The following is a 23175-nucleotide window of genomic DNA, read 5'->3' on the forward strand; positions in this document are numbered from 1 at the left end:
TCGCCCCCGCATCGCGAACAGGCCCGGCCGACCGAAGGAAACGATGCGGATTGCAAGACCGGGAAGGCCGCGCCGCCGCCCATAGACAAGGAAAGGGACCGCCCATGTCGAAACGACTGACCATGATCGCGCTGCTGCTTGCCGCCTGGCCCGCGCTGGCAGATGACGCCTCGAACCTCAATCCCGGGGTCACCACCTCGGAGCTGCTGGCGACCGCGCCGGTGCATTGGGTCTCGGTCCCGCAGATCGCGGCCAGCCTTGAGGGACAGCCGCCGATGGCCGTGGGCTTCGACGTGGACGATACGGTGCTGTTCTCCACGCCCTGCTTCTATTACGGCAAGAACAGGTATTCGCCCGGTTCCGAGGATTACCTCAAGATGGACGAGTTCTGGACCGACATCCACACCAACAATTGCGACCAGTATTCGATGCCGAAAGAGGTTGCGCGCGAATTGCTGGACATGCATGTGGCGCGCGGCGACGACATCTATTTCATCACCGGCCGGACCAAGGGCAGCGGCGAGGAAACCCTGACCGCGACGCTGCAAAAGGCCTTCGACCTTGAAAAGATGCATGACGTGGTCTTTACCGCCTCGTCGGAAAACAAGGTGCAGTTCCTGAAGGATCACGGGCTGAAGATCTATTACGGCGACGCCGACAGCGACATGCGTGCGGCGCTTGAGGCGGGGATCCGGCCTATCCGCGTCATGCGGGCGCAAAACTCCAGCTACAAGCCCGACCCGCGCAACGGCAGTTTCGGCGAAGAGGTCATCGTCAATTCGACCCAGTAGCCGCCAGGATCGCCGACGAAAGCGCCAATGGAACAGAGGCAGGGGAAAGCTTTGAAAGGCCGCGCATGAGGTGTGCTTTGGGGATGCCCAGGCGTTTCCCACCTCGGCTGGTTGCCTCGCCGATGCCGAGGATGCAACAGTTCCGCATCGGGGAGGAAGCATGCGCCGGCCAAATCAGACCAGGGTCCGAACATACAGGCTGGCCGCCCTGCTGTGGGCGATGGTCCTGCTTGCGGCGCCCGTTTCCGCCGAGGAGTTGCGGATCATCACCTCCTACCAGGCCGACGTGGTCGATCCGATGCTGGAGGCCTTTGGGCGCAGCCGCCCCGATATCCGCATCCGTGTCCTGAACAAGAACACCCATGCCGCCGTCGACGAGGTGCTGGCCGGCAATGATCGCGGGTTCGACCTGTTCTGGGCTTCGGCGCCCGAGGCTTTCGTGGTGCTGGACAAGGCCGGGCGTCTGGCCGATCTGGGCGATGGGCCTTATGCGGATTTCGCCTGGTCCGCCGTCGGATGGACCTGGCGCGCGCCGCGCGACGGGCCGGTGCCGCAGGACTGGAACGACCTGCTTGACCCCGCCTTCACCCAAGGCATCGCCATGTCGCATCCGATGCGATCCGGCACGATGCATTCGCTGCTGGAGACGATCTTGCAGGATCGCGGCTGGCAGGCGGGCTGGGCGTGGATTCTGGAGCTGGCGGGGCAGTTGAACACCATCTCGGCGCGCAGCTTCGGCGTGCTGGAGGGCGTCGAACGTGGCGATTTCGCCATCGGCCTGACCATCGACTTCCTGGCGCTGGCCCGCGACGGGCTGGTCTTTCGCTACGGCCGGCCGGTCATCCTCATCCCCGCACGGATCGCCGCCTTGCAGGGCGGCACCCAGCCCGAGGCGGCGAAGGTGTTCATCGATTTCGTCCTTTCGTCCGAGGGGCAGCGCATCCTGCTGCGCCCCGACATCCGGCGCATTCCGGTCGATCCCGAGATCCGCGCCGAGCTGTCGGAATCGCTGGACCCGGCGATCCGGGCTGCGCTGAATTTCAGCTGGTCGCGCTACGATCCCGAACTGGCCGCGCGCCGCTACTGGCAGGTCAAGCAGTTGTTCGAGGCCTTCGTTGCCCGCGACCTGCTGCTGCGCCGCGATCTGTGGCGGCGTCTGCGGGCGCTGGACGATGCGCCCCCGGCGGAACGTGCCCGCATTCGCCGGCTGCTGACATGGATGCCGCTGACCGAACATCAGGCGCGCTCGGTCCCGACGGATCGCGAGACGCTTTTGGAATGGTCGGAGCGCTCGCACACGATCCTGCGCGATGCCGAGGCGCTGATCCGTGCATTGGAGCAGCCATGATCCGCCGCGGCTCGATCCGGGGGCGGCTGATGGCGGCGCTGGTGCTGGTCGTGATCATCGCGGCTGGGGTGCTGGCGGTCGGCATGGTGGTGATGCTGCGGGCCGAGCGCGACTTTCGCGCATTGGCGCAGGACCGCATCCCCGCCGTTGCGCTGGCGGGCGAGTTGGCCGAGGCGACGGGCGAACTGGCCGCGCTGGCAATGCAGATGATCGCCGACCCCGCCATGCCTGCCGAGGGAACGCGCCGCGCCATCGACAGCGCCTCGCAAGGGGTCGAGGGGGTGCTGGCTTCGCCCCTCTGGCTGGCAGCGCCCGAACGCGCCGAGACCCGCGCCGGGATCGAGGTGGCCGAGCGCGCCCTGCGCCGCGCGCTGACGGGTTTCGGCAGGCTCAGCGCCGACCTGACCCGGCGCGCGCGGCTTGATGCCCGAACCGGGGCCGACCTGCGCTGGATCCACGCCGATGTGCAGGATCAGGTGCAGGGGATCCTCAGCGACCTGTCCTTCAACATGGATACGCAGCTGGCGGCGCTGGTCGTGAATACCGACCCGGATGCGCGCGCCGGGGCTGAGCAGGCGCTGTCGCAGGACTGGCTGCTGCGCGACCGGGTGCAGCAGATCGGCTCCGAGGCAGCGACGCTGACCGCGCTTCTGTTGCAGGCGCGCTCGGCCGACAGCCTGGACGCGCTGGAACAGACCGGCATGCTTGGCCGCGATACGCTGGACCGGCTGGCGCTGGCGCAACTGAACCTGCCGCAGCGTGTCGATGTGACGCTGCTGATGCAGGCGCTGGACCGGCTGAAGGCGCTGGCCTCGGGGTCGGACAGCATCTTTGTCCAGCAACAGCAGCGGCTGGAGTTGCACCGCGCCGCCGTGTCCGAATTGCAGACCGCACAGGCCGCCCTGGCCAGGATGCAGGCGCTTTTGACCGATCTGGGCCGGACCGAGCGGATCGGGGCGCAGCGCCGCGCCGATGCCGCCGCAACGGCGATCCTGCGCGGTTCGGTCTGGCTGGGGCTGGTGACGCTGCTGGGTGCGGCGGCGACGGCCATGATCCTGGCGGTCTTTGTCCACAACCGCATCCTGCTGCGGATCGAGGCGCTTTCCGCCGACCTGACCCGGATCGCAGGCAGCGATTCCGACATGCCCCGCCCCCAAGGCGACGAGATCGCCGAGATGGCCCGCGCGGTCGAGGTCTTCCGCGCCTCGGTCCAGGCCCGCCAGCAGGCGCTTGAGCGGCTGGAAATGACGCAGCGCGAACTGGTGCAGGCGGGCAAGATGGCGGCGCTTGGCCAGATGTCCGCCGCGATCAGCCATGAGATCAACCAGCCGCTGGCCGCCATCGGCCACCGCCTGCACAACCTTGGCGCGGCTCATCCCGATGCCCGCCCGGCCATCGCGCGGATCGAGGCGCTGCTGGAGCGCATCACCCGCACCATCGGCCATCTGCGCCGTATCGCGCGCCGCTCGGCCCATCGCAATGCGCGGGTGATGCTGGCCGAGCCGGTGCAGGCCGCGCTGGACCTGCTGGACCACCGCCTGCGGGCCGAGGGCGTGCGCGTGGACTGTGCCGATCTGGCCGGGCTGGCGGTCGCAGGGGACGAGATCCTGCTGGAGCAGGTGCTGCTGAACATCCTGGGCAATGCGCTGGATGCGATCGGGGCACGCGAGAATGCCTCCGAGCCGGGCCTGATCCGTATCGAGTTGCAGGCACGCGACCCCGTCCTGCTGGTCGTTCGCGACAATGGCGTGGGCTTGGAGGGCCAGAGCGGGCAGACGCTGACCGATCCTTTCGTGACCACCAAGGAGCCGGGCAAGGGGCTTGGCCTTGGCCTTTCCATCGCGTTCAACGTCATGCAGGACATGGGCGGGCATCTGGAAATCGAGCAGCACGCCGAAGGCGGCGCCGAGGTCCGGCTGCGCCTGAACCGCTGGCAGGAGGAGGGATGACATGCCCGAGGTGATGCTGGTCGAGGACGATGCCGACCTGCGGCAGGCGACTGCCGAGACGCTGGAACTGGCCGGTTTCCGGGTCCATGCCTTCGACGCCGCGGCGCCCGCGCTGGACGTGCTGCGGCCTGATTTTCCGGGCGTGATCCTGTCGGACCTGCGGATGCCGGGGCTTTCGGGGTTGGATTTTCTGGATCGCGCGCGCGGGGTTGCGCCGGATGTGCCCTTCGTCCTGATCACCGCCCATGGCGACGTGCCCGCCGCGATCCGCGCCATGCGGGGCGGGGCGCATGACTTTCTGGAAAAGCCCTGCGCGCCGGAACTGATGCTGGATGTGCTGAAGCGGGCGCAGGCGATGCGCGACCTGCATCTGGAAAACGCCCGCCTGCGCCAGATACGGATCGAGGACCGCCTGATCGGGCGATCCGCCGCCATGCAGGACTTGCGCCAGAGGCTGCGCGCGCTGGCGGGCCTGCAACTCGATCTGCTGATCGCGGGCGAGACCGGCACCGGCAAGGAACTGGTGGCCCGCATCCTGCACGACCTGTCCCCGCGTGGCGAGGGGCCTTTCGTCGCCATCAACTGCGGCGCGCTGTCGGAGCCCGAGGTGGACCGGGAACTGTTCGGCACCAGCGATGCGCCCGGCCTGATCGCGCGGGCCGAAGGCGGGACGCTTTATCTGGACGAGCTTGAATCCATGCCTGACGGGCTTCAGGTCCGCCTGCTGCGCGTGGTCGAATCGCGCGAGATCACCCCGCTTGGCGCGGCCCCCCGTCCGGTCGATCTGCGTATCCTCGGCAGCGTCAAGCGCCCGCCCGATGCGCTGGTGGCCGAAGGGCGGCTGCGCGCCGACCTGTTTCATCGCTTCAACGCCACGCTGCCTCTGCCTTCTTTGCGCGACCGCGAGGATGACGCTGCCCTGCTGGTCGCCCATTTCGCTGCCGAGGCCGCCGCCCGCCACGATCTGCCGAAACCCCATATCGACAGCGTCCTGCGCCGCCGGATCGCTTATCACGACTGGCCCGGCAATGTCCGCGAGGCCCGCAACCTGGCCGAGCGGCTGGTGATCGGGTTGGATACCGACTTTCCGACGCCGGGCCCCGGGGGCGAGACGGCCGGCATGGGCTATGACGCCGCGATGGAGGGTTTCGAGGCCCGCCTGCTGCGATCCGCGCTGATCCAGACCGGCGGGCGCAAGGCCGAGGCCGCCGCACTTCTGGGCATCCCGCGCAAGCGGCTTTACCTGCGACTGCGCCATCTCGACATGCTGTGAGCCACCCGGATGGGTCAGGAACGACCCATCGAGCGTGTCGAAAATGACCCATAATAATTAATTAAAACAAATACTTGCAAGGCTATCAGGCGTCATGCACAGTTGTCGCGCGCCAATGGAATGCCGGCCTGTCCCGGCCCACCTGACGCCTCTGGGAGGAGAAACATGAACAGAATGCTTACGCTCAGCGCCGCCGCGCTGATGATGACCTCGGCTGCCGCCTTCGCCGATACGGTGACGGTGGTGACCTCGTTCCCGCGCGACCTGACCGACCCGTTCAAGGCCGCCTTCGAGACGGCATATCCCGGCACGACGCTGGAGGTGGTCAGCCGCAACACCAACGCCGCCGTCTCGCATCTGCAAGAGACCCGCAGCGCCAACACCATCGACCTGATGTGGGCCTCGGCCCCCGACGCCTTCGAGGTGCTGAAGGAGGAAGGGCTGCTGGCCAAGGTCGACGTGCAGTTCGAGGGCATCCCCGACGCCATCGGCGGCTATCCGGTCCACGATCCCGACGGCACCTATTTCGGCTTTGCCGCCTCGGGTTACGGGATCATGTATAATACCCGCTATGTTCAGGCCAACGACCTGCCCGTCGCGCAGGAATGGGAGGACTTGAAGCGCGCCGAATATAACGGCCATGTCGCGATGTCCTCGCCCTCGCGTTCCGGCACCACCCACCTGACGGTCGAGACCGTGCTGCAAGGCGAGGGCTGGGACCAGGGTTGGGCGACGTGGAAGTGGATCTCGGGCAACATGAACACCGTGACCGAGCGCAGCTTCGGCGTGCCCGATGCGGTGAATTCGGGCGCGACGGGCTTCGGCATCGTGATCGACTTCTTCGGCCTGGCGTCCAAGGCGTCGGGCTTTCCGGTCGAACTGGTCTATCCCAGCGTGACCGCCATCGTTCCCGCCAATATCGGCATCATCGAGAATGCCCCCAACCAGGAGGGCGCCAGGCAATTCGTCGAGTTCTTGCTGTCGCCCGAGGGCCAGCAGGTGCTGCTGAACCCCGCGATCATGCGCCTGCCGGTCAATCCTGAAGCCTATGCCAACGCGCCCGAGGGATTCCCCAACCCGTTCTCGGAAGAATTCGCGCCGGGTGCGATCGAATTCGACGTGGACAAGTCGGGGGTGCGCTACAATCTGGTGAACTCGCTGTTCGACGTGCTGGTGACCTATCGGCTGGATGACCTGCGCGCTGCCGTCGCCGCCGTGCAGAAGGCCGAGGCCGCCCATGCCGAGACCGGCAACGAGGAAGCCGCCGCCCTGATCGCCGAGGCCCGCGCATTGGTCGAGGCCATGCCGATCACCGAGGAGCAATCGCTGGACCCGTCCTTCACGCAGGTCTTCACCATCTCGCGTGCGGAGCCCGATACCGAGGTCGTCGGCCGTCAGGCCGAGGTCGAACAGTCCTGGGACAGCTTCGCGGTCGAGAATTACCGCAAGGCGAAGGAGCTGGCCGACCAGGCCGCCGCGTTGAACTGACCGCAGGAAGTCCGATCCCGCGCCGCCCCTGGTGGCGCGGGTATCCGTCACGCCCCTCTGACGCCCCGAGGACACCATGCCCGACACATCCCAGACCGCTTCGCGCGGGTTCACGCTGTTTCCCCGCCTGTCGGGTGCCGCCGTCGCGGGCATCCTGATCGCGATCTTCCTGATGGCATTCCTGATCCTGCCGGTGGCGCAGGTGATCTATGTGGCATTCCTGGACGCCCGCACGGGTGCCTTCACGCTGCAGAACTTTCAGGATTTCTTCAGCACGACGCTGTTTCGCGAAAGCTTCGTGAACTCGTTCTACGTCTCGGCGATGTCGGTGGTGGTGGCGACGCTGATCGCGCTGCCCCTGGCCTATATCACCACGCGCTTCAACTTCGCGGGCACGGCGGCGATCCAGGCGCTGGGGATCATCCCGCTGATCATGCCGCCCTTTGTCGGCGCGGTCGCCATGTCGCTGCTGTTCGGGCGCAACGGCTCGATCAACCTGCTTCTGAACCAGTATTTCGGCTTCCGCATTCCGTTCATGGAGGGGTTGAACGGCGTCATCCTGGTCCAGTCGATCCATTATTTCCCCTTCATCCTGATCAACCTGTCGGCCAGCCTGCGCAATATCGACCGCTCGATGGAGGAGGCGGCGCAGAACCTCGGCTCGCACGGGGTGCGGATGTTCCGGCGCATCGTCTTTCCGCTGGCGATGCCGGGCTATCTGGCCGGGGCGGCGCTGGTCTTCATCAAGGTCTTCGACGACCTGGGCACGCCGCTTTTGCTGAACGTCAACAACATGCTGGCCCCGCAGGCCTATCTGCGCATCACCGGGGTCGGGATCAACGACCCGATGGGCTATGTGATCTCGTTCATCCTGGTGGCGTTCTCGGTCTTTTCGCTCTGGGCGTCCTTTCTGTTCATGCGCGGCAAGGATTACGCGACCGTGCAGAAAGGCGGCGGGGGCCTGTCGCGCCGTGACCTGAAGGCGAGCGAGAAATGGCTGGCCTGGGGCGTGATCGTGCTGATCCTCGCCATGGTGCTGTCGCCGCATCTGGGGCTGCTGCTGCTGGCCTTCGGCACGATCTGGTCGTTTTCGCCGTTGCCCGACGGGTTCACCGTGCAGCATTTCGGGACGATCTTCACCCAGTCCTCGCAATATGTCTGGAATACGATCGTCTATGCCGGATCGGCGGCGCTGATCGACGTCGTGCTGGGCACCGCCATCGCCTATATCGTGATCCGCACCAAGGTGGCGGGGCGCAAATGGCTGGACTATATGGCGACCGCCGCGCTGGCCGTGCCGGGGGTGGTGCTGGGCATCGGCTATCTGCGCATGTTCCACGGCATCCAGCTTCCCTTCGGCCTGGGCCAGATGTCCAGCTTCTGGGGCATCATCATCGTGGCGCTGGCGGTGCGGCGGCTGCCTTACGCCCTGCGCGCCTGCATGGCGGCGCTGCAACAGGTCTCGCTGTCGCTTGAGGAAGCCGCCGAAAGCCTTGGCGCTTCGCGCGCCAGCACCATCCGACGCATCGTGGTGCCGCTGATGACGGGCGGCATCCTTGCCGGCTTCGTCACCAGCTTCGCCACTGCGGCGGTCGAGTTGTCGGCCACGATCATGCTGGTCGGGCGGTCCTCGGACGCGCCCCTGGCCTATGGCATCTATCTTTACATGCAATCGCCCGCCGGACGCGGCCCCGGCGCCGCGCTTGGCATCCTTGCCGTGGTGATCGTGGCGCTTGGCACTTACCTGTCGCAACGCATCATCGAGCGCGAACGCGCCCGCCAGACCATGACCGGCCAGCAGCACTAGGAGACGGAACAGATGACACAGACCAAAGCCGGCATCCGCATCGAGGATCTGCACCTGTCGTTCGGCGACACCAAGGTGCTGGAAGGCATCGACATGGTCATCGAGCCGGGCGAGTTCTTCGCCTTCCTCGGCCCCTCGGGCTCGGGCAAATCGACGCTGCTGCGCGCGATTGCGGGGTTCGGGCCGACACCGCGCGGGCGCATCCTGATCGGGGATCGCGACATCGCGAAGCTGCCGCCGTGGAAGCGCAACGTGGGCATGGTGTTCCAGTCCTATGCGCTGTGGCCGCATATGTCGGTGCGCCGCAACGTGGCCTTCGGGCTTGAGGAACGCCGGATGCCCGCCCGCGAGATCGGCCCCAGGGTCGAGCGCGCGCTGGAAACCGTGGGCCTTTTGCACCTGGCCGACCGGATGCCCGCGCAGCTTTCGGGCGGCCAGCAGCAGCGGGTCGCCTTGGCGCGCACCATCGCCATCGAGCCGCAGGTGCTGTTGCTGGACGAGCCGCTGTCGAATCTCGACGCCGCGCTGCGGGTCCAGATGCGGCGCGAATTGTTGGCCTTGCAGCGCAAGCTGGGCCTGACGACGATTTTCGTCACCCATGACCAGGAAGAAGCCAACACCACCTCGGACCGGATGGCGGTGCTGGACAAGGGCGTGATCCAGCAGATCGGCACCCCGCAGCAGCTTTACGACCAGCCGGCGAATGCCTTCGTCGCGGGGTTCCTCGGCACCGCGAACATCCTGAAAGGCGCCATGCAGGGCCCGGATTTCGTGACCGCGGCGGGCCAGCGCCTGCCCGTGGCCGCTCCGCTAGGGGATGCGAATCGCATCGTGCTGCGCCCGCAGAACATCCGCATCAGCGGCTCGGGCGGCGAGATTGCGGGCAGGGTGGCGCATCGCGAGTTCCTGGGCAGCCAGATCCGCTATCTGGTCGAGACCCCGGACGGCCAGATCATCGTCGATACGCTGCATTCTTCCGGCCAGCCGCCTTACGACGAAGGCGCAACCGTGTCCCTGTCCATCGACAGCCAGAGCGCCCCCCTGCTGGCGGATTGAGACATGGCCGAGTTCTGGTTCATCCGTCATTTCCGCACGCCGTGGAATGCCCAAGGCCGCTTGCAGGGCCAGCGCGACATTGCGCTGGACGATCCGCTTGGCCCGCAGGACATGACGGTGCTGGCCGCCAACCGGCAGGCGCTGGCGGGGCGGGACTTCGCGCTGGTCCTGACCTCTCCGTTGGGACGCGCGCGCCGCACGGCGGAGTTGCATGGGTTCGCGACGGCGGAACCCGACCCCGATCTGGCCGAGATCGCCTTCGGCGACTGGGAGGGCCGCACATGGGCCGATCTGGAGGCCGCCCATCCCGGCGCATGGCAAAGTGCGCCGCATACCCTACCCCTGGGCGAGACATTCGCCGATTTCACCGCCCGGATCATGCGGGTGCGCCAGCGTATCCTGGCCGCGCGGGGGCCGGTGCTGGCCTTCGGGCATGGCGCATGGCTGGGCGGCTTGCGGCTGATGCTCGACGGAGGCGAGGGGATGCCGCGGCAGGCGCCTGGCAATGGCGAACTGGTCAGGCTGACCTTGACCGCGGACAGGCAGGTTCAGGAGGGATAGATGACATCATCCGGCACGACCCGGCAACGACTGCGTGACTTGAAGGCGCTGGAAGGCCCGTTCGATCCCGTCGATTTCAGCGCAGTGGGCGACAGTCCGCAGGCCCTGTTCCTCGACTGGCTGGACGGGGCCATCGCGGCCGGGCTCGCCGAGCCTCATGCCATGACGCTGTCGACCGTCGATGCCGAGGGCCATCCCGACGCGCGCATGCTGATCCTGAAGAACGTCGATGATCGTGGCTGGCATTTCGCCATCAGCGCCGCCAGCCCCAAGGGCCGCCAGATCGAGGCCAATCCCGCCGTCGCCCTGACCTTCTACTGGCAGAGGCTGGGCCGTCAGGTGCGCATCCGGGGCAGGGCGGTGGCACTGGACGCCGCAGAATGCGCACAGGATTTCCTGGCCCGTTCGGTCGATGCGCGTGCCAATGTGTTATTGGAACGGCAGAGCGCGCCGCTGGACGCCGCGTCCGAGGTCGTGTCTGCCATCGCCGAAGCGAAGGCCCGCATCGCCGCCGCACCCGATAAGGTGGCGCAAGTTTGGCGGGCCTATGCGGTCATGCCCGAGGTGGTCGAGTTCTGGCAGGGCGCAACCGACAGGCTGCACAACCGGCTGGTTTTTCGACGGAACGAGGCGGATGCAAATTGGGACAAGGAACTGCTCTGGCCCTGACGCGTGAAAGACGGCGCCGCTTGGGTTTCCTGCAATTGATTCCTGGAGGTGTGAATCGCGGTGCGCCCAACCGCCCACCTTGGAAAAGTGGAAATGGGGTGCCGTGGGGGACACTGGCAGTCGGAGCAACGATTTTCGGTGCTGCGATCTGCCTGTCCGCCTCCGGTCATCTCTCCTACATGCTTTGAGGGTAGCCGGAGCGTTCGCACCGATGACGGGTGCGGCATCCGTTTGGCAGCTACAGCAGACCCCGGCTGGACAGATTGCGCATCAGGTCACGCAGACCGAAGCGCCAGGGTGGGCATTCCGTCGACAATCGCACGGTATTCGTCAGCGTGCCAAGCCCGGGAGACGAGATCGTCACGCGGTCGCCCGGCTTGTGGGTGAAACCCTCGCCCTTGATATCGCGATCCTCGGTCGGAGCGAAAAGCGTGCCAAGAAACAGCATGAGCCCGTCGGGATACTGGTGATGGGCGCCGATGGTCTGGGCGACGAGATCCGCGGGATCGCGGCTGATCTGCGCCATGGATGAACGCCCATGCAGAACATAGCCGTCCTCGCCCTCGACGGTCAGCGCCAGTTCCGCCCGACGCACGTCGTCCAGCGAGAACCTGTCATCGAACAGCCGGATCATCGGGCCGATGGCACAGCTTGCATTGTTGTCCTTGGCCTTGCCCAGAAGCAGTGCCGAACGTCCTTCGACGTCGCGCAAGTTCACGTCATTGCCAAGCGACGCGCCAACGATGCGTCCGCGAGAGGACACCGCCAGCACCACCTCCGGTTCGGGGTTGTTCCAGTTGCTGATGGGATGCAGGCCGATCTGGGCCCCGGCGCCCACGGAACTGAGGACCGGGGCCTTGGTGAAGACTTCGGCGTCGGGGCCGATGCCGACCTCAAGATATTGCGACCACATGCCCTCGCCGATCAGGGCTTGCTTGACGGCCGCCGCCTCGGGCGAGCCGGCGCGGATGTCGCGCAGCGATTCCCCGATGATGGCGGTGATGCGGTCGCGGATCGCCTGGGCGCGGACGGGGTCGCCGCCGGCCTTTTCCTCGATCACGCGCTCGACCATGGATTGCGCGAAGGTCACGCCGCAGGCCTTGATCACCTGCAAATCGCAGGGCGCCAGCAGGTGGATGCGCGACGTGTCGCCTATGGGTGCCGCCGCGATGTCGTCAAGCCGGCCCAGAACCCTGCCGGGGGCGGCGCGCAGCCAGCCGGCAGGGTCGTCCATCTCGCAGATATCCGAGACGGTGGCGGCGCCGGGGGCGGTTACCTCGACCAGGTTGCCGTTTCGCAATGTGACCACGGCGGGGCCGGCCGCCTGAGGCAGCCAGACGCGGCCGAGCCACAGGCCGGAAGGATCGTCGATCATGCTTTGCCTTTCCTTGGCGGCTTACAGCTTGAAGAAGCTGGCCATCAGTTCAAGCTGCTGCTCCAGCATAGGCTTGCCCAGGTGGATGCGGCAGCCGCGCGCCTGTGCCTCGGCCAGAAGCGGGGTGATCTCCGGCTCCATGATGACCTCGGCCACGACCATGCCGGGGGTCAGCCCCGCGACATCCAGCGGGATCGCGTCGCCCGGCCGCATCCCCAGCGAGGTGCCGTTGACGACGATGTCATGTCCCGAGGGGTTGGCGCCGCCGACCGCGACCGAGGATTCGGGAAAGGCGGCGCGGATGCGGTCGCAAAGCTCTTGCGCCTTGGCGGTGGTGCGATTGGCCAGCGTCAGATGTGCCACGCCCGCCTCGGCCATGGCAAAGGCGATGGCGCTGGCCGCGCCGCCGGCGCCGACCAGATAGACGCGCCGGTTCGCGAGGGCGATGCTCTGCGATTCCAGCCCGGCGATGAAGCCCGCCCCGTCCAGCATGTCGCCGACCAGCCGTCCGTCGTCCTCGCGCCGGATCACGTTTACCGCGCCCATCATCCGGGCGCGCGGCGTGATCTCGTCGCAGATGCCGGCCATGGCCCCCTTGTGCGGCACCGTCACGATGCCGCCGTCATAGCTTTTCAGCTTTCGCAACGCATCGGCGAATTGGGCCAGATCCTCGGGTGCGACCTGAAGCGGCACCATCACCGCATCGCGGCCGCGCCGGATGGCGATGGCGTTGATGCCGGGCGGAGCCTTCACATGGCCGATAGGGTCGGCAAGGATGCCCAGAACCCGGGTCTTGCCGGTGATTTCGGTCAGATCGCGCGCGCTCACAGGGTCGGCCTCCCATCCAGACGACGAGGCAGACCCGCGCCGTCGCCTTGCAGTTCCGGCGGCAACAAGCCCTGCGGCAGATCCTGATAGCAGACCGGACGCAGGAAGCGGGCGATGGCAAGGCTGCCGACCGAGGTCGAGCGCCCGTCCGCCGTCGCGGGGAACGGCCCGCCATGCACCATCGCATGGGCGACCTCGACGCCGGTGCCGAAACCGTTGACCAGGATCCGCCCGACCTTGCGCTCCAGCAGCGGCAGCAGACCGCGCGCGGTGTCGTGGTCGGCCTCGTCCATGTGCAGCGCGGCGGTCAACTGTCCCTCCAGCGCCTCGATCACCGCCGTCATCGCGGCAAGGTCGGGGCAGCGCACGACCAGCGAAGCAGCACCGAAGACCTCCTCATGCAGTTCGGGGCGGGCGAGGAAGCGGGCGGCGTCGGTGACGAAAAGCGCCGGGCTGGCCTTCAGGTCGGCGGCCGCGCCGGCGGCGACGGTTTCCACCGCGTCATGCCCGGACAGTGCCGCGACGCCACGCGTATAGGCGGCAAGGATGCCCGGCGTCAGCATGGTCGCGGGGGCGGCCTTGGTGATCGCCCGGATTGCTGCGGCAAGGAAATCGTCCAGCCCCTCGCCCTCGATGACAAGGATCAGGCCGGGATTGGTGCAGAACTGCCCGGCGCCCATCGTCAGCGAAGCGGCAAAGGCGGTGCCGATCTGCGCACCCCGCGCGGCCAGCGCGGCGGGCAGCAGCAGGACGGGGTTGATGCTGCTCATTTCGGCATAGACCGGGATCGGCTCGGGCCGCGCGGCGGCGATCTTCATGAAGGCGGTGCCCGCGGTGCGAGAGCCGGTAAAGCCCACCGCCTTGATGCGCGGATCGGCGACAAGCGCCTGCGCGACGGCGCGATCCTCGGCGAAGATCATCGAGAAGACGCCTTCCGGCAGGCCGCAATCGGCCACCGCCTTTGCCACCGCGCGGGCGACCAGTTCCGAGGTGCCGGGATGGGCCGAATGGGCCTTTACCACCACCGGGCAGCCGGCCGCGAAGGCCGAGGCCGTGTCGCCGCCTGCGACCGAGAAGGCCAGCGGAAAGTTCGAGGCGCCGAAGACCGCGACCGGCCCGACCGGAACATTGCGCAGCCGCAGGTCGGGACGCGGCAATGGCTGGCGGTCGGGCAGGGCCGGGTCGATGCGCAAATCCAGAAAGCCGCCGTCGCGCACCACGCCTGCGAACAGGCGCAACTGGCCGACGGTGCGGCCGCGCTCGCCCTCGATCCGGGGGCGGGGCAGGCCGGTTTCCTGCATGGCGCGCTCGACCAGTTCATCGCCAAGGTCGAGGATGTTCTGCGCCACGGCCTCCAGAAACTGCGCGCGCCGTTCCAGCGGCAGGGCGCGGAACGGATCGAAGGCGGCAGCGGCCAGTGCGCAGGCGTCGTCCAGGTCGGCGGGCGAAGCGCCGCCGAAGGCCGGCTGGATGCGCGCGCCGGTCGTGGCCTCGATGGCGAGGATCTGGCCATGAGTGCCTGGGCGGCGGGTCGCGCCGATGAACAGCGCGCCGGTCAGGGTCGATGTCATTCTATTTCCCCCAGTTCAACGCCAGCGGCTGCACTTCGCGGGCCAGTTCCAGCAGCCCCTCGCGCGTGGCCGGATGCACGGGCTCAAGCGGGTGGCGCACGGCGTCCGAGCCGATCACGCCGCCCTCGGCCATCACGATCTTGGCGGCGCGCAACCCGCATTGGCGGTTTTCATAGTTGATCAGCGGTAGGATGCGCTGATAGGCGGCGGCGGCCTTGTCGCGATCCCCTGCGGCGTGATGCGCGATCACCGGGCGGATCAGGTCGGGCAGCAGTGCGCTGGACATGACGCCCGTGGCCCCCGCGTCCAGGTCGGCCATCAGGGTGATCGCCTCTTCGCCGTCGAAGGGGCCTTCGATGAAGTCGCCGCCGGCGGCGATCAGGGCGCGCAGCTTGGCGGCGGTGCCGGGCACCTCGATCTTGAAATAGCGCACCAGCGGCAGTTCGGTCGCCAGCCGGACCAGGAAGGGAACGGACAGATGCACCCCGCTGAGCGGCGCGTCCTGCACCATGATCGGGATCTGCGCGGCGTCCTGCACCTGCGCGAAATGGTCGTAGATCGCCTGCTCATCGACGCGCAGGACACCCGCGCCGTGATAGGGGGGCATCATCATCAGCAGGGCCGCGCCGTGTTCGCGGGCATGGGCGGCGCGTTCGGCGGCGATGCGAGTGCTGAAATGGCTGCATGTCACCATGACCGGCACGCGGCCTGCGACATGGGACAGGCTGTCCTCGGTCAGGATGCGGCGTTCCTCGTCGGTCAGCAGGAACTGTTCGGAATAGTTGGCAAGCAGGCAGATGCCATCGACCCCCTGATCGATCATGCAATCAAGGACACGGCGCTGGCCTTCGAGATCGATATCGCCATTGTCGTGAAACGGAGTCGGCGCAACCGGGAACAGGCCCTTGTAGGACGCGGGACGGTCGGTGGTCATGGGGAATTCCTGTCTACTTGAGTGATGTGGCGGGTTGCCGGGCCTGGTCGGGCCCGGCAACGGCAGGCGATCTCAGCTTTCGGGGATGATGTCGGGCAGGGGCTGGTGGAAATACTTCTCGTAGATCGCGTTCAGCTTGCCGTTTTCCAGGTTCTGGCCGACCCATTCGTCAACCCACGCCTTGAGCTCGTCGTCCCCCTTGCGCAGGCCGATGGCCATCGGATAGGCGGCCATGTCCAGCTTGACCTCCAGGTTCAGGCCGGGGTTCTGCTCGGCCACCTCGTTGGCGGTGGACAGGGCGGCGGCAAGGATCTTCTGCTGGCCGGTGGCGACGGCGGTGTTGGTGGTCGCCTCGTCCTCGTAGCGGACGATCCTCGCGTTCACGCCGCTTTCCTTGACGATGCGGCTCAACTCGATGTCGGCGGTCGTGCCGCGTGCAACGGCAAGGGCCTGACCGGCCAGATCGGCAGGGGCGGCGATGCCCATGTCCGCCGGTGCCGAGATCACGACCGGAATCACGCCATAGGGGCGGGAATAGTCGATGACCTTCTTGCGCTCTTCGGTGATCGAAAAGGATGCGATCACCATGTCCACCTTGCGGCTGAGCAGCGAAGGCACGCGGTTCGCACCTGAAACCGGGACGATTTCCAGCGCGACGCCCATGTCCTCGGCCAGAAGCTTCGCGGTCTCGACGTCCGAGCCGGTCTCCCTGGCCTGCGAATCCAGCATCCCGTAGGGCGGATGGCTGACGTCGATGGCGATCAGCACCTTGCCGCGTTCCTTGATCGCGGCGGGCACATCCGCGGCGGCGGGGCCGACCAGCCCCGTGACAATACCCAGCACAAGGCCGGCGGCCGTGGCGGCCTTTCTGAAATTCATCATCGTTTCTCCTCCGTTGGATTGGTTTTCCTAGAGCCCGCTGCCGACGAACTGACGCAGCTCGACCGTTTGCGGATCCAGCAGCATGTCGCCCGGCCCGGCTTCCCAGACGCGGCCCTGATGCATGAAGACCACCTGATCGGCGACCGAGCGCGCAAAGGCCATTTCATGCGTCACCAGCATCATCGTCATGCCATCGGCAGCCAGCCGCTCGATGGTGCGCAGCACTTCGCCGGTCAGTTCCGGGTCCAGCGCCGATGTCACCTCGTCGAACAGCATCAGCTTGGGCTTCATCGCCAGCGAGCGGGCGATGGCGACGCGCTGTTGCTGGCCGCCAGAAAGCTGTTCGGGATAGGCGTCCACCTTGTCGGACAGGCCGACCTGCGCCAGCACCTCTTTCGCAAGCTCGCGCGCCTCGGTGTGGCCCACGCCCTTCACCTTGCGCGGGGCCAGCGTCACGTTCTGTTCGACCGTCAGATGCGGGAACAGGTTGTAGCTCTGGAACACGATGCCCACGTCCTGGCGCAGGTTGCGCAGGTTGAGATCCTTGGCGGACAGGTCGTAACCGCAGACGTGCAACTCGCCCGCCTGAAAGCGTTCAAGCCCGTTCACGCAGCGCAGCGCGGTGCTTTTGCCCGAGCCGGAGCGGCCGATCAGCGCGACCACCTGCCCCGACGAGACTTCGAGGTCGATCCCTTTCAGCACCTCGACCGCGCCATAGCTTTTGCGCAGGTTGTGGAAGCGGACCATCGGTTGGCTGGAGCCTGACATGGCGGGGGAATCCTTGCTTTGAATGCGCGGGATGGCGGCTTCGTTCATCGTCTAGCTCCGGTGCAGTTTGCGTTCATAGCGCTGCGCCAGCACCGACATCGGGAAGCAGATGGCAAAGTAGATCACGGCAGCGAGGGTGAAGACCGTAAAGGGCATGAAGGTCGAGTTGTTGATGACCTTGGCCGAATAGGTCAGGTCGAAGAAGTTGATGACCACTGCGTAAGAGGTGTTCTTGACGATCTGCACCATGAACCCCACGGTCGGCGGGATGGCGATGCGCAGTGCCTGCGGCAGGATGACATAGACGAAGCGCTGCGCAGGGGTCAGGGCCAGGCACTCGGCGGCCTCCCACTGGGTCTTCGGCACGGCCTGGATGCAGCCTTTCCAGATCTCGCCCAGATAGGCGCCGGAATAAAGCGTCATGGCCAGGCCGGCCGCGACCAGCGCCGGAACCTCGAAGCCGCCGATGCTGATGCCGAAATAGACGACGAACATGATCACCGGCAGCGGCACGCCCTGGATGAACTGCACCAGAAGCGACGAGGCGACCCGCAGGGCCTTGCTGTTCGAGGATCGGGCCAGCGCGATCGGCAGGCCCAGCACGGTGCCGCCGACGAAACCCAGAAGCGACAGGATGATGGTCCAGCCCGCACCCTGAAAGATATAGGCGATCTGTTGGATGGTAAGTCCCAGCATGGTTTCGACCTTTACAGCGGGGTGCGCAGCCGGCGACGGCGCGGAAAGGACACTTCGGCAAGACCCATGAGGACGAAGCGCAGGGCCGAGGCGAGGCCGAGGTAGAGCACGGCGATGACCAGATAGACCTCGAAGCCGCGGAACGTGAACGACTGGATCATGTAGGCGACACCCGTCAGTTCCTCGGCCGAGATCTGCGACATGATCGAGGTCGCCAGCATCATCAGCACGAACTGGCTGACCAGCGCCGGATAGACCCGCTCGACCGCTTGCGGCACCTCGATCTGGATCAGCGACTGGAACGGGCTCAGCGCAAGGCAATCGGCCGCTTCAAGCTGGCCGCGCGGGATGCTTTGAAAGCCGGCGCGCATGATCTCGGCGGTATAGGCGCCGACATTGATGACCAGCGCGATGACGGCGGCGGCGAAGGGGCCGATATGGACCTGAAGCGCGGCCAGGCCAAAGAACAGCCAGAACACCTGAATGATCAGGGGCGTGTTTCGGATCGCCTCGACATAGACCGTGGCGATGCGCTTGACCCAGGGGCGGCCGCGCAGCCGGGCCACAGCGACCGCCGTGCCCAGCACGAAGCCCGGCAGGATCGAGGCGACCGTCATGCCGATGGTCAGCCAGATCCCATGGATCAGGTCCGGCATGTAGTCGTTCAGAAACGAGAAATCGAATTCATACATGGCGGCCCGCCCTTGGCGCGGCGCGGCCGCCCGCAGCATGGAAATCAAGCGATTCCACGGCGTTGCAAATGGATGAGTTGCGCATCGGTCCGGGTCTCCTCCCCATGGCCAATTTTTGGTCAGCAGCCAGTTGACTTGAGGGGGCATAACATGATTGATTTATGCACGCAATAATCATTTTTGGAATCCACCATGAAAGCGGAAGCAATCTCTCCGGTGATCCTGCTCAACCCGACGGACAATGTCGGCGTTGCGCGCAAGGCGATAGCCAAGGGCACGGACATGACAACGGATGGCGGGATGGTGACTGCGCGGGCGGATGTTCCCAGCGGTCACAAGATCGCCCTGCGCGCGGTTGCTCCGGGCGAGCCGGTGCTGAAATACGGGCAGGTCATCGGTGTCGCGACAGTGGCCATCGCGCCGGGCGACCATGTCCACCTGCACAATCTGGCCATGCAGGAAAGCCATGTGACGCATCATTTCGCCCAGGACGCACGCACCACACCGTTGCTGCCCGAAGACCAGCGCCGCAGCTTCCAGGGCTATGTTCGCCCCGATGGACAGGTCGGCACCCGCAACTTCATCGGCATCGTCACCTCGGTGAACTGCTCAGCGACGGTGGCGCGCGCCATAGCCGACCATTTCAACCGGGGCGGCGGGCTGGACGGCTATGCCAATGTGGACGGCGTCGTCGCCCTGACCCACGGCACAGGCTGCGCCATCAACATGCAGAGCGAGGGCTATCTTTACCTTCAGCGCGTCCTGGCGGGCTATGCGCGCAACCCGAATTTCGCCGGTATCCTGTTCATCGGCTTGGGTTGCGAGACGAATCAGATCGACCCTATCGTGGCGAAATTCGGCCTTGAGGAAGGGCCGCATCTGCGAACGATGACGATCCAGAATCTGGGCGGCACACGCAAGACGGTCGAGATTGCCTGCGATATCATCCGCGAGATGCTGCCCCAGGCGAATGCCGTGCAGCGGAGCGCCCAGCCCTTGGCCGGGCTGAAGGTCGCGCTGCAATGTGGGGGCTCGGACGGCTATTCCGGCATTTCCGCCAACCCGGCGCTTGGCCATGCCGCCGACCTGATCGTGCAGCACGGCGGCACCGCCGTCCTCAGCGAAACGCCCGAGATCTATGGCGCCGAACACCTGCTGACCCGCCGCGCCGCCACCCCCGAGGTGGCGCAGAAGCTGATGGACCGCATCGCATGGTGGCGCGAATACACGCAGCGCAACGGGGCCGAACTGAACAACAACCCTTCGCATGGAAACAAGTTGGGCGGCCTGACCACGATTCTGGAAAAGTCGCTCGGCGCGGTGGCCAAGGGTGGCTCGATGCCGCTGGAGGCGGTGTATGAATATGCCGAGATCATCGACAAGACCGGCTTCGTCTTCATGGATACGCCCGGTTACGATCCGGTGGCGGTCACCGGGCAGGTTGCGGGGGGCTGCAACGTGATCGTCTTCACGACCGGGCGCGGCTCGGTCTCGGGCTTCAAGCCGGCGCCCTGCATCAAGGTTGCAACCAACTCGCAAATGTATGAACACATGAGCGACGACATGGATATAAACTGCGGCGACATCGTTCAGGGCACCGATACGATCGAAGCGGCGGGCAAGCGTATTTTCGAGAAGATCCTCGCGGTCGCCTCTGGTGAGCATACACTGAGCGAGGATTACGGGTTTGGGGACAATGAATTCGTGCCATGGCAGATCGGAGCCGTAACCTGACCAGTCAGCCCCCGGAAGCTTTGGCTGGTTCCGCGGCCACCGCGGGGCCGGCCTATGCCACCATCGAGGCCCGAATCCGCAAGAGCATCGAGGCGGGTGCCCTGCCGGACGGAACCGTGTTGCTGGAGGGGCCGCTGGCGGCCCTCTTCGGCTCCAGCCGCTCGCCCGTGAAACGCGCGCTGTCGGCCCTGGAGGAGGACGGGCTGCTCAGCCGTTTCGACGGGCGGGGACTGCTGGTCGGAAACAAGGGCATACCTCGCCGTGTGAAGATCCTTCCCGACATGCTGTTGCTTGACGACGACGAAGGTCTCAATGCCAAGAGCTTCGCCTGGCAACCGCATTACTATGATTTTGAACGCGAGATCATCCTGCGTTCGGTCTTTGGCCGTGCGCGGGTGAACGAACTGGCGCTGGCGCGGCACCTGGATGTCAGCCGCACCGTGGCGCATGACCTGCTGATCCACGCGCGCGAGGTGGGGATCGTCTACAAGGACGACGGGTCGCGCTGGTGGATCGTGCCGCTGGACGAGGCGCGATTCGATAACCTTTATGAACTGCGTATCCTGCTGGAGCCCGTGGCCATGACCAGCGCCATCGGTCGTATCCCGGACGAGCGCCTGGACGAGATCGAGGCCCGGCTGCATCGCGTGCAGGAGCAATTCCCCGCCGTCACCGGCGCCGATCTGGATCTTCTGGAATCCGATCTGCATATCGACTGCATCGGCCATGGCTGCAATCCAGAGATCATCGAGGCGCTGAAGCGCAGTCACTGCATTCTCGTGGCCGGCAAGCACATCCAATTGGCGCTTGGCTCGGATGCGCGCGTCGATCCCTTCATGGACGAGCATCTTGAGATCGTGGCCGCGTTGCGTGCGCAAGACCCCATTGCGGTGCGCGAGACGCTGGTCCGGCACCTGGAGCTTTCGGCCGAAAAGGCCGTCCATCGTCTTGCGGCCTTCCGCGGCAGCCAGAGAGTGGCTGAACTGCCCTACATACTGGAGCCGTGAGAAAGAGACGCCGAGGTTTCTAGGCAATTCATCCCTGTGAGGGAGGTCCGGCAGGATCGACGCTTGCAGGCCGTTTTTCACTGTTGATGCTTTTGCTTGTGCTCGTGCCTGTACTCGTCTCGGTCGGGTCCTCCAGAACGCCTGCCAGTCCGTTCTCGAAGTTCATGCCAAGCTCTTCGCCCAGCTTCTTCATCGCAGGCAGTTGCAGCGCTGCGCCCAGCATGGCGTCGAAGGCCTGGTTGACCGGGGCCTTGCCGCCATCGCCCGCACCGCCATTCGCACCGCCCAGGCCGCTGATCTGGTTGATGCGGATCGAGTCGATCTTTTCAGCCGGCTTGACCATTTCCTGCACGATCCGAGGCATCGCTTCCAATCGCGCCAGCGCCACGCGCATCGCCACGATTTCGGGCGAAAGGGCGTTCTCGGAATTGACCAGCGCCTGGCGGCCTTCGGCCTCGGCCAGCAGATCCAGTTTCTTGGCCTCGGCGCGGATGGTCAGCGCGTCCGCCTCGGCCTGCGCCTCCTCGCGCAATGCGGCGGCGCGGTCGGCGGCGGCGTTGCGCTCGGCCTCGGCGGCGATGCGCAGGCGGGTCGCTTCGCGCTCGGCTTCGCGTCGCGCCTCGATCACGGCGATTTCCTTGTCGCGCTCGGCGCGGGCGACGGCGCTGGCCGTCTCGATCGCCTCGCGGGCCTTCATCGCCTCGGCACGGGCCGCGTCGGCCGAAGCGCGAGCCCGGCTTTCCGCCTCGGATTTCTCGGCGATGATGATCTGGCGGTCCTGGTTGGCCACCTCGATGTCGCGCTCCTTGCTGATCTGCGCCTCTTCGATGGCGCGGGCACGGGCGATTTCGGCGGCGTTGATCTCTTGCTCGCGCTGGATCCGGGCGCGCTCTTTCTCGGACTCCGCGGCTTCGCGGGCGCGTGCGATTTCGGTTTCCTGTGCCGCCTTCAGTTGCTCGACCTCTTGCGTGCGGGCGATCCGGGCCTCTTCCTCGTCGCGGGTGATCTGCATTTTCAGCCGCTCGGCCTCCATCGCGGCGCGGCGGACGGCCACGTCGGCTTCGGCGTCGATCTGCGCGCGTTCCTTTTTCGAAACGGCGATGACCTCGGCCAGCTTGCGCATGCCCACCGCGTTGAAGGCGTTGTTCTCGTCCAGCGCGTTGAAGGGGGTCTGGTCCAGCGCGGTCAGCGAGACGCTTTCCAGTTCAAGCCCGTTCTTCAGCAGGTCGTTGGAAACGGCGTTCTGCACCTCTTGCACGAAATGCGTGCGGTTCTCGTGCAACTCGTCCATTGTCATCCGGGCAGCGACGGCGCGAAGGCCGTCGATCAGCTTGCCCTCGATCATCTCGCGCAGTTGTTCGACGTCGAAGGTGCGCTCGCCCAGCGTTTGCGCGGCGCGCGAGATGCCGTCCTCGGTCGCCTGGACCGAGACGTAGAATTCGACACCCACGTCGACCCGCATCCGGTCCTTGGTGATCAGCGCGGCGTCGCTGGCGCGCTTTACCTCCAGCCGGAGGGTCTTCATGTTCACCGGCCGGATCTCGTGCAGCAGCGGAATGACGATGGCGCCGCCGTCCATGATCACGCGCTTGCCGCCCGCGCCGGTCTTGATCAGGCTGATTTCGCGCGTGGCGCGTTTGTAGAGACGGCCGAGGATCAGGCCGATCAGCAGGATGAAGGCGACGACGACCCCAAGGATCACGAGATATTCGGTCATGCTCATGTCAAATGTCCTGGCGAATGAAA

The 23175-nt window shown here is 66.1% G+C and carries 20 protein-coding genes; 11 read left to right on the forward strand and 9 right to left on the reverse strand.

Annotated elements, in window-relative coordinates; genetic code table 11:
- Positions 1-104: 104 nt before the first annotated feature.
- From aphA to QPR87_RS00300, 9 genes are all read left to right on the forward strand, one after another.
- Positions 105-791, forward strand: coding sequence for an acid phosphatase AphA (aphA, locus tag QPR87_RS00260; protein ID WP_285047579.1), 687 nt, complete (start codon positions 105-107; stop codon positions 789-791).
- A gap of 160 nt (positions 792-951) precedes the next feature.
- Positions 952-2139, forward strand: a complete 1188-nt coding sequence (locus QPR87_RS00265; protein ID WP_285047580.1) for an ABC transporter substrate-binding protein — start codon at positions 952-954, stop codon at positions 2137-2139.
- Positions 2136-4088, forward strand: coding sequence for an ATP-binding protein (locus QPR87_RS00270; RefSeq protein ID WP_285047581.1), 1953 nt, complete (start codon positions 2136-2138; stop codon positions 4086-4088). The genes QPR87_RS00265 and QPR87_RS00270 overlap by 4 nt, the downstream gene beginning before the upstream one ends.
- Position 4089: 1 nt before the next feature.
- Positions 4090-5361, forward strand: a complete 1272-nt coding sequence (locus QPR87_RS00275) for a sigma-54-dependent transcriptional regulator (protein WP_285047582.1) — start codon at positions 4090-4092, stop codon at positions 5359-5361.
- A 165-nt stretch (positions 5362-5526) separates the two neighbouring features.
- A complete protein-coding gene (locus tag QPR87_RS00280; protein WP_285047583.1) occupies positions 5527-6849 on the forward strand; it encodes an ABC transporter substrate-binding protein in 1323 nt (440 codons plus the stop codon).
- 76 nt (positions 6850-6925) lie between these two features.
- Positions 6926-8656 (forward strand): ABC transporter permease, encoded by a 1731-nt coding sequence (locus QPR87_RS00285; protein ID WP_285047584.1) that lies wholly within the window; start codon positions 6926-6928, stop codon positions 8654-8656.
- A 12-nt stretch (positions 8657-8668) separates the two neighbouring features.
- Positions 8669-9712: an ABC transporter ATP-binding protein gene (locus QPR87_RS00290; RefSeq protein WP_011750880.1), complete on the forward strand. Its 1044-nt coding sequence runs from the start codon at positions 8669-8671 to the stop codon at positions 9710-9712.
- Between the two features lie 3 nt (positions 9713-9715).
- Positions 9716-10273, forward strand: coding sequence for a histidine phosphatase family protein (locus QPR87_RS00295; protein WP_285047585.1), 558 nt, complete (start codon positions 9716-9718; stop codon positions 10271-10273).
- A complete protein-coding gene (locus tag QPR87_RS00300) occupies positions 10274-10942 on the forward strand; it encodes a pyridoxine/pyridoxamine 5'-phosphate oxidase (protein ID WP_285047586.1) in 669 nt (222 codons plus the stop codon). It abuts the gene before it with no gap.
- Between the two features lie 238 nt (positions 10943-11180).
- Here the strand turns inward: QPR87_RS00300 and QPR87_RS00305 are convergent, their stop codons facing one another.
- The 8 genes from QPR87_RS00305 to QPR87_RS00340 all read right to left on the reverse strand — a co-directional run bounded on the left by QPR87_RS00305 (position 11181) and on the right by QPR87_RS00340 (position 18688).
- Entirely contained in the window at positions 11181-12317 is a 1137-nt protein-coding gene (locus tag QPR87_RS00305) for a fumarylacetoacetate hydrolase family protein (protein ID WP_285047587.1), read from the reverse strand.
- 21 nt (positions 12318-12338) lie between these two features.
- The gene (locus tag QPR87_RS00310) at positions 12339-13145 is read right to left on the reverse strand and encodes a shikimate dehydrogenase family protein (protein ID WP_285047588.1); all 807 of its coding nucleotides are present in this window, start codon (positions 13143-13145) and stop codon (positions 12339-12341) included.
- Positions 13142-14716: an aldehyde dehydrogenase (NADP(+)) gene (locus QPR87_RS00315; protein ID WP_285047590.1), complete on the reverse strand. Its 1575-nt coding sequence runs from the start codon at positions 14714-14716 to the stop codon at positions 13142-13144. The genes QPR87_RS00310 and QPR87_RS00315 overlap by 4 nt, the downstream gene beginning before the upstream one ends.
- 1 nt (position 14717) lies before the next feature.
- The gene (locus QPR87_RS00320; protein ID WP_285047591.1) at positions 14718-15650 is read right to left on the reverse strand and encodes a dihydrodipicolinate synthase family protein; all 933 of its coding nucleotides are present in this window, start codon (positions 15648-15650) and stop codon (positions 14718-14720) included.
- A 72-nt stretch (positions 15651-15722) separates the two neighbouring features.
- Positions 15723-16532, reverse strand: coding sequence for a transporter substrate-binding domain-containing protein (locus tag QPR87_RS00325; RefSeq protein ID WP_285047592.1), 810 nt, complete (start codon positions 16530-16532; stop codon positions 15723-15725).
- Positions 16533-16559: 27 nt separating this feature from the next.
- Complete coding sequence (locus QPR87_RS00330; RefSeq protein WP_217633908.1) at positions 16560-17279, reverse strand: amino acid ABC transporter ATP-binding protein; 720 nt, start codon at positions 17277-17279, stop codon at positions 16560-16562.
- Positions 17280-17351: 72 nt separating this feature from the next.
- Positions 17352-17996 (reverse strand): amino acid ABC transporter permease, encoded by a 645-nt coding sequence (locus tag QPR87_RS00335; RefSeq protein ID WP_231000964.1) that lies wholly within the window; start codon positions 17994-17996, stop codon positions 17352-17354.
- An 11-nt stretch (positions 17997-18007) separates the two neighbouring features.
- Positions 18008-18688 (reverse strand): amino acid ABC transporter permease, encoded by a 681-nt coding sequence (locus QPR87_RS00340; protein ID WP_231000963.1) that lies wholly within the window; start codon positions 18686-18688, stop codon positions 18008-18010.
- 192 nt (positions 18689-18880) lie between these two features.
- Here QPR87_RS00340 and QPR87_RS00345 point away from each other — a divergent pair, with 192 nt between their 5' ends.
- Both QPR87_RS00345 and QPR87_RS00350 read left to right on the forward strand, forming a co-directional pair.
- Positions 18881-20422 carry a UxaA family hydrolase gene (locus QPR87_RS00345; protein WP_285047594.1) on the forward strand — a complete coding sequence of 514 codons (1542 nt, stop codon included), beginning with the start codon at positions 18881-18883 and terminating at the stop codon, positions 20420-20422.
- Between the two features lie 20 nt (positions 20423-20442).
- On the forward strand, positions 20443-21429 hold the full coding sequence (locus QPR87_RS00350) for a GntR family transcriptional regulator (protein ID WP_285047596.1): 987 nt from the start codon (positions 20443-20445) through the stop codon (positions 21427-21429).
- Positions 21430-21457: 28 nt separating this feature from the next.
- Here the strand turns inward: QPR87_RS00350 and QPR87_RS00355 are convergent, their stop codons facing one another.
- Positions 21458-23152 carry a flotillin family protein gene (locus QPR87_RS00355; RefSeq protein WP_285047597.1) on the reverse strand — a complete coding sequence of 565 codons (1695 nt, stop codon included), beginning with the start codon at positions 23150-23152 and terminating at the stop codon, positions 21458-21460.
- Positions 23153-23175: the final 23 nt, after the last annotated feature.

Origin of the sequence: Paracoccus sp. SSJ (genome assembly GCF_030234105.1) — a bacterium.
Classification (GTDB): domain Bacteria; phylum Pseudomonadota; class Alphaproteobacteria; order Rhodobacterales; family Rhodobacteraceae; genus Paracoccus; species Paracoccus denitrificans.